This is a genomic window from Burkholderia singularis, from assembly GCF_001718875.1.
In the GTDB taxonomy this organism is placed as follows: domain Bacteria; phylum Pseudomonadota; class Gammaproteobacteria; order Burkholderiales; family Burkholderiaceae; genus Burkholderia; species Burkholderia singularis.
Genome location: NZ_CP013449.1, coordinates 1,118,741 through 1,134,131, shown reverse-complemented (window position 1 = coordinate 1,134,131; position 15,391 = coordinate 1,118,741). Strand labels below are relative to the sequence as shown.

At 59.2% G+C, this 15,391-nt stretch carries 11 protein-coding genes and 1 pseudogene; 6 read left to right on the top strand and 6 right to left on the bottom strand.

The features are described from left to right. Window positions 1-37 precede the first annotated feature (37 nt). From AQ611_RS20540 to AQ611_RS20530, 4 genes are all read left to right on the top strand, one after another. Entirely contained in the window at window positions 38-1,399 is a 1,362-nt protein-coding gene (locus AQ611_RS20540) for a TIGR00366 family protein (RefSeq protein ID WP_069235870.1), read from the top strand. Window positions 1,400-1,487: 88 nt separating this feature from the next. After that, window positions 1,488-2,948, top strand: a complete 1,461-nt coding sequence (locus AQ611_RS20535; RefSeq protein WP_069235869.1) for an MmgE/PrpD family protein — start codon at window positions 1,488-1,490, stop codon at window positions 2,946-2,948. A 195-nt stretch (window positions 2,949-3,143) separates the two neighbouring features. Then, window positions 3,144-3,281 carry a hypothetical protein gene (locus tag AQ611_RS26480; RefSeq protein WP_231936028.1) on the top strand — a complete coding sequence of 46 codons (138 nt, stop codon included), beginning with the start codon at window positions 3,144-3,146 and terminating at the stop codon, window positions 3,279-3,281. A 29-nt stretch (window positions 3,282-3,310) separates the two neighbouring features. After that, window positions 3,311-3,556: a hypothetical protein gene (locus tag AQ611_RS20530; protein ID WP_146011705.1), complete on the top strand. Its 246-nt coding sequence runs from the start codon at window positions 3,311-3,313 to the stop codon at window positions 3,554-3,556. A gap of 158 nt (window positions 3,557-3,714) precedes the next feature. On the opposite strand, the pseudogene AQ611_RS25130 reads toward AQ611_RS20530, so the two are convergent. The 5 genes and pseudogenes from AQ611_RS25130 to AQ611_RS20505 form a co-directional block, all read right to left on the bottom strand. Continuing rightward, a pseudogene (locus AQ611_RS25130) lies at window positions 3,715-4,854 on the bottom strand (M4 family metallopeptidase); the annotation flags it as partial. A gap of 173 nt (window positions 4,855-5,027) precedes the next feature. After that, on the bottom strand, window positions 5,028-5,834 hold the full coding sequence (gene istB / locus AQ611_RS20520) for an IS21-like element ISRme20 family helper ATPase IstB (RefSeq protein ID WP_059515728.1): 807 nt from the start codon (window positions 5,832-5,834) through the stop codon (window positions 5,028-5,030). After that, entirely contained in the window at window positions 5,834-6,865 is a 1,032-nt protein-coding gene (gene istA, locus AQ611_RS20515) for an IS21-like element ISRme20 family transposase (RefSeq protein WP_069233719.1), read from the bottom strand. Before istA ends, istB begins: the two co-directional genes overlap by 1 nt. A gap of 67 nt (window positions 6,866-6,932) precedes the next feature. Beyond that, complete coding sequence (locus tag AQ611_RS25125; protein ID WP_083237478.1) at window positions 6,933-7,502, bottom strand: hypothetical protein; 570 nt, start codon at window positions 7,500-7,502, stop codon at window positions 6,933-6,935. Between the two features lie 244 nt (window positions 7,503-7,746). Continuing rightward, window positions 7,747-9,939 (bottom strand): M1 family metallopeptidase, encoded by a 2,193-nt coding sequence (locus tag AQ611_RS20505; protein WP_374755052.1) that lies wholly within the window; start codon window positions 9,937-9,939, stop codon window positions 7,747-7,749. A gap of 1,268 nt (window positions 9,940-11,207) precedes the next feature. Here AQ611_RS20505 and AQ611_RS20500 point away from each other — a divergent pair. Beyond that, window positions 11,208-13,274, top strand: coding sequence for a reprolysin-like metallopeptidase (locus tag AQ611_RS20500; RefSeq protein ID WP_069235864.1), 2,067 nt, complete (start codon window positions 11,208-11,210; stop codon window positions 13,272-13,274). A gap of 221 nt (window positions 13,275-13,495) precedes the next feature. Here AQ611_RS20500 and AQ611_RS20495 read toward each other — a convergent pair whose 3' ends face one another. Next, complete coding sequence (locus AQ611_RS20495) at window positions 13,496-14,296, bottom strand: AraC family transcriptional regulator (RefSeq protein WP_069235863.1); 801 nt, start codon at window positions 14,294-14,296, stop codon at window positions 13,496-13,498. 89 nt (window positions 14,297-14,385) lie between these two features. On the opposite strand from AQ611_RS20495, the gene AQ611_RS20490 reads away from it, so the two are divergent. Next, window positions 14,386-15,294 carry a DMT family transporter gene (locus AQ611_RS20490; RefSeq protein WP_069235862.1) on the top strand — a complete coding sequence of 303 codons (909 nt, stop codon included), beginning with the start codon at window positions 14,386-14,388 and terminating at the stop codon, window positions 15,292-15,294. Window positions 15,295-15,391 lie beyond the last annotated feature (97 nt).

Here is a 15,391-nt window from a genome sequence, read left to right as displayed (position 1 = left end):
GCCCCCGGAGCTCAAAACGACAACCAGGAGACAATGCGTGAGCGCCACCCATTCACCGCACGCAACCAGGCCTCGCTTCACGGACGCTACCATCCGCCTGTTCGAGAGGATGATCCCCGATCCGTTTGTTCTTGCATTGCTCATTACTGCGATTGTCGCGTTGGCTTCGCTGCTGTTTGCTCCAAATGCATCTTTTCATGCCATCGTCGGTGGGTGGTACAAGGGATTTTTCGATATCCTGACTTTCACCATTCAGATGACGCTGGTGTTCATCACCGGGCATGCGCTTGCACATGCGCCTGCGGTTCAGCGCAGCTTTTGCGCAGTAGTTTCGATCGCTCGTACCCCCGTGCAGGCAGCGACCCTGACTTTCCTGTCGGTTGCCGTGCTGTCATTCTTCAATTGGGCTCTGGGCCTCGTGATCGGTGCCATGCTGGCGCGCGAGGTCGCAAAGCGTATGCGAGTCGATTTTGCGTGGATGGTTGCTGCCGGTTTTTCAGGCTGGGTCGTGTGGGGGAGCGGGATATCGAGTTCGATCGCGCTCGCTCAATCAACGCACGGCAACCCGATGAATGTCGTCGAGAGATTGACCGGGCACCTCTTGCCTTTAAGCTCGACGGTTTTTACGGCGTTCAACTTGATACCTACTCTAGTGATGTTGGTCGCGACGCCCATCGTTTTTGCCGCGCTCAAACCGCGTGATGAGGACGTGATCGCGCTTGCCGATATGGGAGGCATGGACGCGCCGCGGCCTACGCGGCCGGCAGGGAAATTGTCGCCGGCGCAATGGCTCGAATACTCGTGGGTGGGTAGCGCATTTGTCGGTGCCATCGGGATATCGTTGCTGCTGCTCTCCCAGCGCGGGCACGTAGTGTTCTCGGGCGCCAATGCGGTCATCTTTGTGATGCTGGTTGTGGGTGTCGTATTGCATGGCTGCCCGATCGCCTATGCGCACGCGATCAGGAGCGCCGCGCGGCAAACCGGCTCGCTGCTGCTCCAGTACCCGATGTACGGCGCGATCATGGGGATGATGGATGCAACTGGCCTGCCGGGCGTTATCGCGCACGGTTTCATTGCTGTCTCCAATACGCACACGCTGCCATTCTGGAGCTACGTTTGTTCTGTGGTCGTGACTTTCCTGATTCCGAGCGGCGGTGGCCACTGGGCGGTGCAAGGTCCATTCGTCATCCCGGCCGCGGTTATGCTCCACGCGTCGGTGCCGGCTACAACGATGTCGGTTGCCATGGGCGAGCAGGTGTCGAATATGATGCAACCATTCTGGGCCGCTCCCGTGGTGGCCATGGCCGGCATTGGCGTCCAGCGCGTCCTGGGATATACAGCGATGACGTTCCTGCTTGGCTTTCTTGTCTATGGCGCGGCACTGCTGACGCTGGTGTAGAACCAGGCTTTCGTGCGGCGGATAACGAGGTGCTGGCGAGTTCGACATAGTCAGACCTCGCACCAAGCCTGAATAGGAGACGTCACGCGTGAATCGACGGGATTTTCTTGCAGCATTGGCTGTTGCAGCGGTTGCCCCTCGCATTGCAGACGCAGAGCCTTCACCAATAGCGGGCAGTGTGGGTACGGCGCCGATCGCGGACCGGCTTGCCGATTACGCTTGGACTCTTACGTATCGCGACCTGGACCCGGCCACAATCGAGGCCGCGAAGGCACACCTCATCGATGCGATCGGCTGCGCGATATCCGCGTTCGACGAGCCGGTGGTACGCAAATGCCGAAACGTTGCTGCGTCGACCGACGGTCAGGCGACGATCATCGGTGCGGGGCTGCGCACGACGGCTGAGCTGGCCACATTCTCGAACGGGGTCGCCGTGCGCTACTACGATTTGAATGACCTCTACGTAGGGCGCGAGCCGGGGCACCCGAGCGACAACGCGGCTGCTTGCATCGCGGTCGCAGAGGCGGAGCGTGCCAGCGCAGAGGACTTGTTGCTTGCGATCGTCCTCGCTTATGAGATCGACTGCAGATTTCTCGACGCGGCGGAACTCACGGCCCGGGGATGGGATCATCCCATATACAGTTTGCCTGCGTGCGCTCTTGCGGCAGGCAAGCTTATGCGGCTGGACCGGGCGCAACTTACACAAGCCGTCAACTTGGCCGTCAACGGTCATTTGGCGATGAACCAGACGCGGGTTCAACAGTTGTCTGACTGGAAAGGCATGGCCGATGCAGAGGCGGCACGCAACGCGGTCTTTGCCGCGCGGCTCGCGCGCGCCGGCATCACCGGCCCTGCGCCGGTATTTGAGGGACGTGCCGGTTTCTTCACGCTCGTATCGACGCCGTTCACACTGGATGTGGACGGTTTTGGCGGACGGCGCGGCCGCTTTCGTATCAACGATTGCGCCATCAAGCCTTATCCGGCGCAGGGTTATACCTTGACAGCCATTCCTGCCGCGATCGACGTTGCAAAGCGTGTCGGCGACCTTCGGCGCATACGTGCCATCGAGATTTCCACGACGCATCTGGGTTACGTGACCGCCGGACGTGATCCGGAGAAGTGGCGCCCGCAGACCAAGGAAACGGCAGATCACAGCCTGCCTTTCATTGTTGTGCGAGCGATGCTCGACGGCGATATCACGAATGACAGCTATACCCCTGCTGCGATTCATGATCCCGCCACTCAGGCGCTCTTACGAAAAACGACCGTGAGTGAGGACGCAACGCTCACCGCAATGCAACCGGGCGCGATTCCCAACCGGGTCACAGTCGTCCTCGATGACGGGAGCAGGTTGTCTTGCCAGACCGACGTACTGCCTGGGTTGAGCGGACAGCCCGTGTCGAGAAACGAGATTGAGCGAAAATTCCGTAGCAACGTCTCGAAACATTGGAGTTCTTCGCAAACGCGTGCCGCGCTCGATGTGTTGTGGGATCTCGACAAGCAAGCTTGGCTGGACGGCCTGATGCAGCTGCTCGAGATCCGCGCGTGATGCGTGGCGCTTGGCGCGCGCCGGGTCCCGCGCGATCGATCGCATGGACCATGCGATCCGCGTTACCGAAGTGTGATCGAAAGGCGGGGCGGCAGCGCATACGCCGTACCGGCGACACACGCCGATGCGTCGGGCGTCACGAGATGGAACAGATCGACGCAGGGCGCAACGCGGCCGCCCACGGCCGCAAGGTGATTGGCGGCGCCGTGCGATCTGGGCCGTAATGTGTTGCTCGCATGGCTCGACGAGTTTCAGGCGCACTATCCGGATGTGTCGCTGCAGGTCCGCATCGGCGATCACGTGACGGGCAAGATCATGCTCGAAGGATTCTGAGCAAGGCTGTCGTCAGGGTGGTCGCCGCCGTGCGGGTCATGCTGGTGGGCGGCACTTCGTGGAATTGGGGCGAATGGAGTTTGCTCGCGCAGCATCGCTATCGGCCCACGCAGGATGCCGCGTTGCCGGACGGTTTTCACAAGAAGTGCGGCGAGCCGCTGGGCGTATGGCAGATCGACCTCGATGCGTCGTCCGACCAGTGCAACGACGAACCGGACCATCAACGCCAGCGGGGCATGGCAGGACGTCCATACGTCTCTTCGTCGACCCACTGAACCTTGCACATCAAGTACCCGGTGCGGTTGCGGGACCGAGGCAACCATGTTCGATGGATCCGATTTGAAAATGTCCCGTGCTTTTGGCACGAGACATTTTCTTCATCAAAGCTTTCGGGCAATCAAATATCCAAGCGAAACGATAACGGCGGTGTGGATCACTTGACGTTCACCGCGGCCCATGCCCGTGCCACGGCTTTCGCTTCAGCGGAAGTCGAACCATACAGATCGCCCGCTGCCCGGATCGATGCCTTCCTGGCATCAGAGTATGTCGAACTGGACGTCAAATAAACCGTCAATGTCCGGTACCAGATTTTGCCTGCCTTGTCTCGCCCGATGCCAACGAGCGACGTATCGCCGTTACATACGAGCTGGTTCTTGGTCAGCTTCGAGTCGGTGACAGGAACCGTTGCTCCTTCAGCAAGCAGATAGAAGAACCGATTGCCGACACCGGACGAATAGTGCGGGTTGGTTCGCGTGAATCCGCCGTTCGGATAACAACTGGACGATTGACCATCCAAATCCTGCTTATACATCTTGCGAAGCCCGCCTGGCAACATCGCTGCGCCGATGACGTAGTTGCCCGGATCCTTCGGGTTGTTTGCATAGAATTTGACCAGCGTTCCGAAAATATCGGACGTCGATTCGTTGAGGCCACCAGAATCTTTGAGGTTATAAGTGAGATTTGCTGTCTTGCTGGTAACGCCGTGGGTCATTTCGTGCCCGGCCACATCAATCGTCACCACCGGCTTGTTACCAAGATTGGACGCGCCGTCACCGTACAGCATAATTCCGGGGGATGGAGCCCATGAAGCATTGCCCCCGCCACCGTTGAACAACACGTGGGCGTAACTCCTCACACCCTTTCCATCATTCGCGACTCCCATGCGGCCATGAGTGTTCTTGTAGTAATCCCACGTCATCGCTAAACCGTAATCGATATCTGCCGCTACCGTTTGACGATCACTCGTCGTGTTATTGCCCCAAGTATTGGTGGTGCTGGTATAAATCGGCAGACTATCTGCCTGGGATTCAACGTCATAATCCTCTAAGTTGCTTCCGTCATGCACCGATCCACTGCCGCGCTTCGGATCCAGCATGCGATAACCATTGGCGGATGTCTGGTCCGTCGTCAATGGCACGTCGCCATAATAGTAAGAACGTCCGATGCCCGTTGCCGCATCCTGTTGTATCAAGCTCTCGGTATCCAAAACGCGCCCCGTGCGCGCATCAATTGAATAGCGCATCGCGGACGAATGGTCTTTCGTGGACGGACCGTACACATTGACTTGATACGCGCTGTCAACAGCAACTTAGAAGTGACCCACTTGGGCCGTTGTGCAGCACATTAGATTTGACCCACCTGGGTCACCAAGTTGATGCCCAGCATGTTGCGTGACCCTGGGTCAGCGCCAGTTGCTGGCCATCGGTTTCGCCTGACCCAGGTTCAAACGATGTTGCTGATCATCACTTAGGCGTGCATCTCCAGTTGCTGTTCAGCACTTTCGGATGCACGGGATCGGATCACGCCGGCTTTTCGCTTGTCCTTCAGTCGGTAGCTTTCGCCTTTGATCTGTAGAACATGGCTGTGATGTAGGAGGCGGTCGAGCAACGCGGCCGTGAGCGTCTGATCTCCGGCGAATGTCTGGTCCCATTGCCCGAACGGCAAGTTGCTCGTTACGATCACGGAACCCTTTTCATACCGCTTGGCGATTACCTGGAAGAACAGATTGGCATCGTCCCGGCCGAGCGGCAGATAGCCGACCTCATCAATGATCAACAGCCGTGGGTTCATGATGTTGCGCTTCAGGAAGTCGGCCAATCGATCCTGCCGGGAAGCGGCGGCCAAGGCAATGACGAGATCCGCCGCAGAGATGAAGCGCGTCTTGATCCCCATCTGCGTTGCGATGTAACCGAGTGCGATCGCCAGATGCGTTTTGCCAAGGCCGCTCGGCCCGAGCAACACGATGTTCTCGGCGCGCTCGACGAAGGCCATCGACGACAGCTCCAGCACCGATTTCTTGGTAACGCCGTGAGCAAACGTAAAGTCGAACTCCTCCAGCGTCTTCAGTACAGGGAAGCCGGCCGTGCGCAGCAACATGGATTTGGTCCGCGTGTGCTTCGCGTCCATCGCAGACTTCAACAGCGCCTCGAAGAAGTCGGCAAACGTGAGTTGGTTCGCCGCCGCGCGAGTTGCCAACATGCTGTACTGCTCGCCCATCGTGTCGATGCGCAGTTGTCGACAGGCTTCGAGGATACGTTCGTGCTGGATGTCCATCAACGCGCCTCCGTCAGCAGGGCTTGATAGACTGACAGCTGATGCTGCAGCGGCGTATCATCGAACCGCGACGGCGGTGGCATCGTCGGCATGGAAGCTGACGGCAGGTTCGCGCGCCACGGCTCCGGCAACTGCTGCAGCTTCGGTTGCTCGAGCAGGAGCCGCTCGAGCGGCGACTCGCCAGTCGTGCCGTGGATGCGCACATTGGCGACATCTCTCAGCCAGCGTACGACCTCGGCGTTCGCCGTGGTCGCGTCAAGCGAGAGGCGATCCTGAGCGAGCCGGCTTGCCAGCGGATTGTAGAAGCTGCGGCGCAGGTACCCGTTAAAGCGCTCCACCTTCCCCTTGGTCTTGGCTCGGTAGGGCTTGCACAGGCGCGGCACGAAGCCGTGGTGCTTCGCAAAGTCGAGGAAGGCCGGTTGATAGCGATGCAGTCCGGGACCATAGGCGTCTCGGCCAATCACCACCGTCTTGACGTTGTCGTACAGAACCTCGCGAGGAACCCCACCGAAGAAGTCGAACGCGCGCTCATGGCAGCCCAGCAGCGTCGGCAATCGTTCGTCGGTCACGAACTCGACGTAACTCGCCCGACTGTAACCAAGCGTCGCGACAAATGCCGATAGCGGCAGCTTGCCACGTCGAAACACAATCCAGTCGACCTGCATCTGCTGCCCCGGATCGGTTTCGAAACGCACCAGTGGCTCCGGCGCCTTGATCGACTTCAGCGACCGCAGATAGGCCCGCAGCCGCGTCAGGCCTCCGTCATAACCCATCGCGCGAATCTCGATCAGCAGTGCGGTCGCCGGCAGCCAGGCCGGATGCGCTGCGCGAACCCGGTCATGCAGATAGGCTTTGAACGGATCGAGCTTCTGCGTGCGCCCCGATCGCGGCGCACGATCCTGCTCAGCACAACTGCGTAAGTATTTGCGCACGGTGTTCCTCGACAGCCCCAGTTCCCGCGAGATCTCCCGGATTCCTAATCCTTGGCGGGCCAACACACGTATTTCCACGATTACCTCCCTCGTAAGCACCGGCCCTCCAAAAAGGGCCCATCCTACCCGGGTGGGTCAAATCCAATGTGCTGCCGCTGGGTCATTTTCAACGTGCTGCTGACAACGCCAGAACGGGAGAGGTATCGCGTGCATAGATAACTTTGACCGGACTGTCAGTACGTTTGACGGTCGATGCAAACTGGGCAACCGCAATTTTCTCTGCACCGACAGCGCCGATATCCGATACGCCGGCCATTTTTCCTTGAGTTGAGGTTATGTTCGGCAAGCTGATCGGGGCGGCCAGAGTCGCACTCGGTTGCAACATTTGACCTTGCTTCGAATGTACGACAACGTCTGCGCCAATCACGGGCAATCCACCATAAAACCGCTCGAACCGGACATGTTCGGTACCGTCGTGATCTACGATCACGTCGCGGGCTTTAAATTGATCCACAGCCGCTCCGGCCGTTGTTGCGGCGCTACTCGCCACATTGAAGTCGAGCGCTTTGGCGGAACGTTCGACGCGGCTCGGAGCCAACTGGAACGCCGACGGATTGGCTTGGATCAGCGCAAGTGCGCGGTCGACAGCGGCCTGCTTGTCGGCTACTTGGGCGAATGCACTGGCGCAGGCCGTCGCGAGGATGGGTGCACAAACAAAATAATATAGGTTTTTCATATCATCTCTCGGTTATATGTTAGTAATCCGAAATTTATAATTTCTCGTCGCCGGTCCCTCCTTTCATCAAGGTCTATGAAATCGATCTTTTTGCTTTACCGGCCAGTCGCATTCGGCCGATGAGTTTTCACCAGTCGCATTCGGCCGATGAGTTTTCACACTTCTTTCCCCCGAACAGAGGCGAGACGCCGTGAACGCACGGCGCCCGTCCCACGGCACGGCAACGCCGTGCCGTGGACCGTTATCACTCACTGTGTTGTCGCCGAAGTTTGAATTCACCCTGGTAACGCAGCAGCGGGTGCACCCTCTGCGGCGTCGCGGCCGGGGCCGGCAGCACATTCCTGGGCGGCAGTTGGCGCAGCGATATCGCGGCCGGCGAGTTAATCGATTCAATGCTGGTCAAGCGTGACTGCGGCGCGAGGTTCGAGCTGACCAGCAGCGCCGCTTCGCTCTTGAGACTTTGCAGCAGGACGGGATCTGTCGATCGGTTAAGCTGCGGGAGCAGCGCGCTCCATGCGGCGTCGGCATAGTTCGTCACGTAGTAGTCGTGGCCGGTCGGGTTGGCGAGCACTGCCGAGCAGCCATTCAGGCGGATCTGTGCCTGCACGTCCTTCAGCACGAGCGTCTTGCGATTGACGAGATTGTCGCCATAGGCGAGCGTCACGGGTACCGTCCACTGCGTGCCCGGGTACGCGTTCTTGTTCGGAAACGGCGCTTGTTTGATCGTGACGATGTTTTGGTTTTTCGTCAGATCGCACTGCGTGTCGAGCGACAGCAGGGGGACGCCGGTCTGGCGCACGTAGCTGTCGCCGATCGCGCCGATAGGCTGACCGCTCGCCTTCGACAACGCGTCCCACAGACGCTTCGGCGTGCCGTTGCCAAATGAATAGTCGGTCAGATATTGCCGCAGCCCTTTGCGCATCGCTTCATCGCCGATGAAGCCTTCGAGCATCTTCAGCACGTGGCCGCCCTTGCTATAGACGAACGCGGCGCCGCCGATCACGAAGTCGTTCGACCCCCACGCGTTGAAGTTGGGCGCGATCGGGTAGGCATTCGGGCCGATGTCCGCTTCGATCACGTCATAGCGATCGCCTACGTCGTCGATCCAGTTAAATTTGTCCGGGAAGAACTGGATTGTCGTGCGAGTCTCGAAGTACGTCGCGAATGATTCGTTAAGCCAAACGTTGTCCCACCAGTCGGCGGTCACGAGATCGCCGAACCATTGATGCGCGATTTCGTGTGTCAGCACCGTGTCTCCGTAGGTGGATATTGGTTTTCCGGGCTTGGGCAAGATATCGTCGGCAAACTCGAGAATTGCTCCCCAGTTTTCCATGCCGCCGAAGTTCAGATTCTTCTGGGCTTTGAATGCGTCGTTGGCCGCGACGGTGTCGAACTTGGTGAGCGGCAGCGCAATGCCGGTGTACTGGTAGTAAAAATTGAGCGCCTGTTTGGTGCGGTCCATCGCGGGCTTGGCCCAGTCACGCATGCCGGGCGGCGTGAAGATGCGTAGGTGCAGGCCTTTGCCGTCGGGCAGAGGGCTCGTGAAATCGTCCTCGAGCACGTCGAACAGGCCGCCACCGAAGAACAACAGGTACGACGGCATTGGCGGGGTCTTCTCGAACGACACCAGCTTGTAGCCCCCGCCAACGTTTGCAGCGGGCTTCTCCGCCGCATTGGACACAACCCGCCATGCCTGAGGCACTTCAGCCGTCACCTCGTAGGTCGGGCGGAACGCCGGTTCGTCCCAGCCGGGAAACCATTGCCGAGACAGGTCGGTTTCGCCCTGTGTCAGGATCGCGCCGCTTGTCTTGCCGTCGGTGCCCTTCAGGTCTACGCGAAACACGCCTTCCGCGGCCGAGCAGCCGGGGTATGGATCATTGTCGCAACTGCCGACGATGCCTTTTGTCGGGTCGCCCCGCGACATGAAATTGATGATGCCTTGCCATTCCATGTGCAGCGAATAGTTGCCGGGTGCGATTGAGCCATTTGCCGGGCGCAGTTGATAGTAATCGCCCTTGTTTTGAGGTGTCGCGATCAGTTGTACGTTACCCGGCTGCAATGTGATTTTGCCGTTGGTGAACTGGAGCCGATGAGCTGCGACCACGATCGCGTTAACTGGTTTGAGCACCTTGATCTCGACGTCGGCGCGTCCGTCGAACTGGTTCAAGTCGGCGTTCGGGCGAAACCAGAGCCGGTAGTTGAGCGGCAGGACCGTGTCAGGCAACTCGACAGGATTGGTGCTTTTGTTTGCCGGCGTTTGAGCAATGGTGGTGGTAACGGGATTTGTAGCCGGACTCCCCGCGAGGGGTTGGGTGATGGCGGGGCTCGCCGCCGGGCCGTGTGCGGAGCCGAGCAGGGTAGTGGAGCCGCCCACGCCGCCATCGTCACCGCCGCAGGCGGCAAGCGCCAGTGCTCCGGTCAAATAGAGATAACGAATCGCATGAACGATTATCCGCATACTGAAACCTCGAATGAAATAAGGTGGATCGACTCCACATAAATTCACCGACAATAAGATCCCTTCGTCGCTAATCAGCGACGAAATGGGATGGCGCTAAGTACTTGATATGTGCCGCGATAAATTAATTGAATATATTCAAAATATACAACCCCCTGTTTATTTTTTTAGATAAACAAAACCTTGTTTTGTGGGAAGGTATGCGGCCCCACTGAACCGGCTTGCGATCGAATATATACGGCAAAATTTTGAAAGGAAAGATGAAAATCATCAAATTTTCACATTGAGATGTATTGTGTTTTGTATATAAAAATTAACAATTTCTAATATAAAAAATATTATCAATGATTTGGATGCAATCATTGGTTATTAGAATGGTTTGACTTTGAAATATCTGGGAAAGAGGGGTAAAAGCCGAAATCGTTTGGTGGCGGTCACGGTTCCTGGCCGCTGCAATCAATCCGGCGGGCGCACGGAAAGCGTTGTGCACTGGCCATGGCTCTGCGGTTTGCGGCCTCGATGCCATGTTGGCCGACCGTGCATCACCTTCCGCGATCTAGCCGGCATGATCGCGCCAACGGAGGCAAATTCTTATCGATACACCGGTGCCCACATTAATGCTTCATTGGAAGGTCATCGAATTTTGGTTATGTAATTATCAATGAATCGATTTTAATGTGTGGGCGGATTTGTAATTTTTTGAAATCTAATGTATTCATATTTCATTCCGAGATTTTGCGGGGGGCGGTTTGTCCAAGGGCCGGATGAGGTTTGGTGCAGTAATGGGGTGTCGTCTTTCAGAGTGATAACTGTCAAGCAATAATCAGTCGCGCTTTAAATGCGAGAACAAGTGTGGATGAAGGAATTCAACTTGTTTATTGGCATCGAATAAACAAAAGGGGCGGTCGTCATGAATGTCTGAGCGTAGTTCTTTGTCTATTTAAATAAGGTATCGAAGGTCGTTTTTTGCCGAAGACATTCGGCAAGGGATAGGTATCGCCATCTGCTTTGGCTTGGAATCTTCCGGTTTTATCTCTGCCGGCAGATCAATATCGGAAGCAATTCAAAAGTCTTTTACCTCGGTCGCAAGAATACGGCCGGGCACGGTGCCGCCCATACGGATCATGTTCCGGCGTCAGCATGAGCGGTTACGCGTCTGTGCCCTTCGGTTGACCAATCGGGGGGAATGGAAAGTTGGAATGTGTTTGTCCAACGAACTTTGTTCAATTTACATAGGATAACTAAATATGAAGAAGCTGCTGATGACTTGCGCGGTACTGGCCGCCTGGGGGTGTGCATCGCTGGCGCAGGCGGCCGATACGGCCGGATTTTGGTATGACGTTCCGGCGTCGGCGGGAGTCTCGGCTCGCGGCGCGACAACGTCCGAGCCCGCGGCCTATCGAGCGGTTACGCTGAATTTTGGTAACCTCAAGTCGGAGCTTGCGGCGAACGCCACAACGACCAAAAGCGGGCAGAGTAACAGGCTCGCGTTGCCGCTGCCGGAAGGCGGCATGACATACTTCACACTGTCCGAATCCAATGTGTTGCCGCCTGCATTGGCCAAACGCTATCCGGCACTGAAAAGCTACAAGGGAGTGGACGACAAGGGGCGCCGCGCCCGGATCGACATCACGCCGCAGGGGTTGCAGGCGGCAGTGTACGGAGACTCGGACGGCATGTGGCTGGTGCAGCCGGCGGGACAACTGTCCGGACGGGCCAGCAAAGCGGCTGACAGCGGCGACGTGTACTGGTCGTTCAGACGGGCCGCGCTGCCTGGTTCATCTCCGTTCAACGAGGACGGGTTCGACAAGAACCTGCTCAACGGCAGCGGGGTGCGAAAGAATTCGGCCAAAGCGACGGCCGGCAACGCGACCGGCGCCCGCGCGAGCGGCTCCGTCATGTATGACTACCGTCTGGCCATGGCGGCGACCAGTACGTATACCAAGAGCTTTGGCGGAACTGTCGTCGATGGGCTGGCCGCGGTGGCAACGATGGTCAACCGCATCAACGAAATTTACGAGAACGATCTGGGCGTACACCTGACCCTGATCGACAACGAAGACAAGATCATTTACACGGATGCCAAAACCGATCCATACGCGGGGTTGTCTCCCGGTAGTGGCGCGATCAACAACGAGAACGTGAAGAACCTCGCCAAGGTGATCGGTAACAAGAACTTCGACGTTGGCCATGTCGTGGCGGGCGATGGAACCGGCGGCATGGCGTCGATCGCCAGCACCTGTCAGGATGCTACCAAGGCGGCGGGCAGCACTGGCCGGCGCAATCCGGTGGGCGATGCGTTCGCGGTGGATTATGTGGCGCATGAGCTGGGGCATTCATTCGGCTCGTACCATTCGTTCAATGCCAACCGCAGTACACCGGAAGAGGATGCGGTCGAACCCGGCGAGGGGTCCACCATCATGGGCTACGCGGGCGTATATCGTCAGAACTATCCTGAGTTCTCCTATCAACCGCATAGTGATCCTTATTTCAACAGCAGCAGCATCGGCATGATCCAGGACTGGATCTCCAGCGCAGGCGGAAGTTGTGCGACGCGCACGCTCAACAAGAACAGCGCGCCGTGGCTCGATCCTGAATCGCTGATTCCGCCGGATGCGTTCGCGACCGGCCGCGCGTCCTACACCATTCCGGCCAAAACGCCTTTCACGCTGAAGGTGAAGGCGGCTAAAGGCAGCAAGGCAAGCGGCTTGACTTATACCTGGGAGCAATTCGATTTCGGTCCGGAGCAATTCGGCAAACTGAAGGACGACGGCCAAGGCCCGATCTTCCGCTCATTCAAGCCGCATGCCCAAGCCGAGCAGACGTTCCCACACTTGGCCGCCGTGCTGGGCGACGAGCCGCTTGGCAATGGCGAAGTCTATCCCGCGACCAATCGCAAGCTCAGCTTCCGGGTGACGGTGCGAGACAACGTCGCGATGGCTCGCTCACTAGGCGTGGGGCCGAACACTGCGAGCGGCAATATGTATGTGAACGTGGTCGATACCGGCAGCCCGTTCGCCGTCACCGCGCCGAAATCTGCTGTGAAATGGGAGGCGGGTTCCGAGCAAACCGTGGCCTGGAATGTGGCGCAGACCAACGCCGCGCCGATCGCCTGCACTAACGTCAAGCTGGATTTATCGCTGGACGGAGGGTATCACTATCTGTCCGAGCCGCTGCTGGCGAGCACGCCCAATAACGGCAAAGCCAAGGTTACGTTGCCGGCGGTGGCGTCGAACAAGGCGCGCATCCGGGTAAGTTGCACTGACAACGTGTTCTTCGCCGTGACGCCCGCGAATTTCACGATCTTGAAATAAGAGGCTGCCGACCTTGGTTGACGGGGGCCGCCGAAGCCTCGGCGTAGCCCCTGCACGGGATGCGCGTGCATCACTTGCAGCAGCCGATCCGGCGAACACGCCGGACACGGTGCCGTGGACCTGTCTCGTACATGGCCGGGTGAGCGCAATCACCCGCGCACGATGGCGCCGGCGCTTGCGCGCATGGTCCTCATCGCGGGAACGATGCTCCGACAGCGCCGCTATGCATAAAACGCCGATGGCGGCACACCGAAATGCCGCTTGAACATCGCGGAGAACGCGCTCTGGCTGCTGTAGCCATGATCCATCGCGACGGTCAGCACCTTCTCGCCATGCGCAAGGCGCTTGAGGGCGAGCAGCAGCCGCGCCTGCTCGCGCCAGCGGCGGAAGTTGAGTCCGGTCTCGCGCTGGAACGCGCGATGGAGCGTGCGCACCGACAGGCCCAGCAGGCCGGCCCACTCGGCAATCGTGCGCGAGTCGTCCGGTGCGGCGACGAGCGTGTCGCAGATCGTCCGCAGGCGCGCGTCGTGCGGCCACGGCAGATACAGCGGCAGCAGCGGCGCGGCCGTCACCTCCGCAAGCAGCAGATGCGCCAGGTGATCGTGGCGCGAGCCTGGCCTGTAGTCGAGCGGCATATCGACTGCGGCTAGGATCAGCTCGCGCAGCAGCGGATGCACTTCCACCACGCAACTGCGCGTGGGCAGGCGCTCGATCGCGCCTGGCTCGACGAACACGGTGCGCATCTGAACGTTGCCGCTCATCTGCACCGTATGGTCGAGGCCGGCTTCGAGCCATACGCCGCGCGTGGGCGGCACGATCCACGACGCACCTTCGGACTGCACGTGCATCACGCCCTCGATCGCGTAGAGCAATTGCGCGCGGCGATGGCGATGCGGCGCGATCGACGTGCCGTGGGCGTACACAGCCGCCATTGCCGACACGGGCATCGGTGTCGATTCGTAGCGCAGGTGGGCGAAGGGCGGCGTGGACTCGATTGTCCGATTGGCGACAAGTCGTGACATGTTGGCGTGAGACAGGCAGTTGGGCGGGCTGGCACGATGGCGTTCCGCTGCACGTCAAGCCCTGTCACTATCTTAATCCGTCAAACGCGATGAACAAGTCTCCTTTTCTGTTTCCCTTTTGCGCGATCGTGCTGTGGGCCGGCAACGTCGTCGTATCGAAGCTGTCCGCGTCGACGATCGACTCGTCTGCGATCACGTTCTATCGGCTGCTGCTCGCGGTCGCATTGATGAGCGTCTTCACGCTGCGCCCCGCGTGGCGCAATCGCGCGGCGCTCGTCGCGCATCTGCCGAAGCTCGCGACACTCGGCTTTCTCGCGATGGCGCTGTTCCAGAGCCTGTCCTACGAGGCCGCGAAAACGACGAGTGCGACCAACATGGCGATCATCACCGCGCTCGTGCCATTGATGACGATGGCGCTCAGCTCGCTGCTGCTGGGCGATCCGCCGGGTGCGGGGATGGTGGGCGGCGGCATGCTGTCGCTCGCGGGCGTCGTCTACCTGATCGCCGAAGGGCATCCGATGGCGATCGCCGCGCGCGGCGTGCATGCCGGCGATCTGCTGATGCTGGCCGCGTCGGCCGCTTATGCGCTCTATGGCGTGCTGCTCAAACGCTGGCGTATCGGTCAGTTGCCGGCTTGGCAGTCGACTTATGTGCAGGCGCTTGCCGCACTCGTGTTCATGGCGCCGATGCTGATCCGGCTGCCCACGCACGCCGCGTGGCCGACGCGCGCGAGCGTACCGCTGATTCTGTACGCCGGCGTGCTGGCATCGGTGGCGCTGCCGTATCTGTGGATGCAGGGGGTGCGGTTGCTCGGTCCGAGCCGCTGCGCGATGTTCATGAATCTGCTGCCCGTGATAACGGCCGGCGGCGCGATCGTGCTGCTCGGCGAATCGCTGCGGCTTTATCACTTGATCGGCGGCGGCGTCGCGCTCGCCGGTGTGGCAATCGCGCAGCGTTTCCCGTTCCATGCAGGCGCATCGCAACGTGTGCGGCAGTGAGCGCCAATCCCGGCGTGCAAGCGCTGATTGCCATGTTGCCGAACGCGCGTGCCGCCGCCTAGGTGCTCGTTCGTATGCTCTAACGGATCAATGCGGG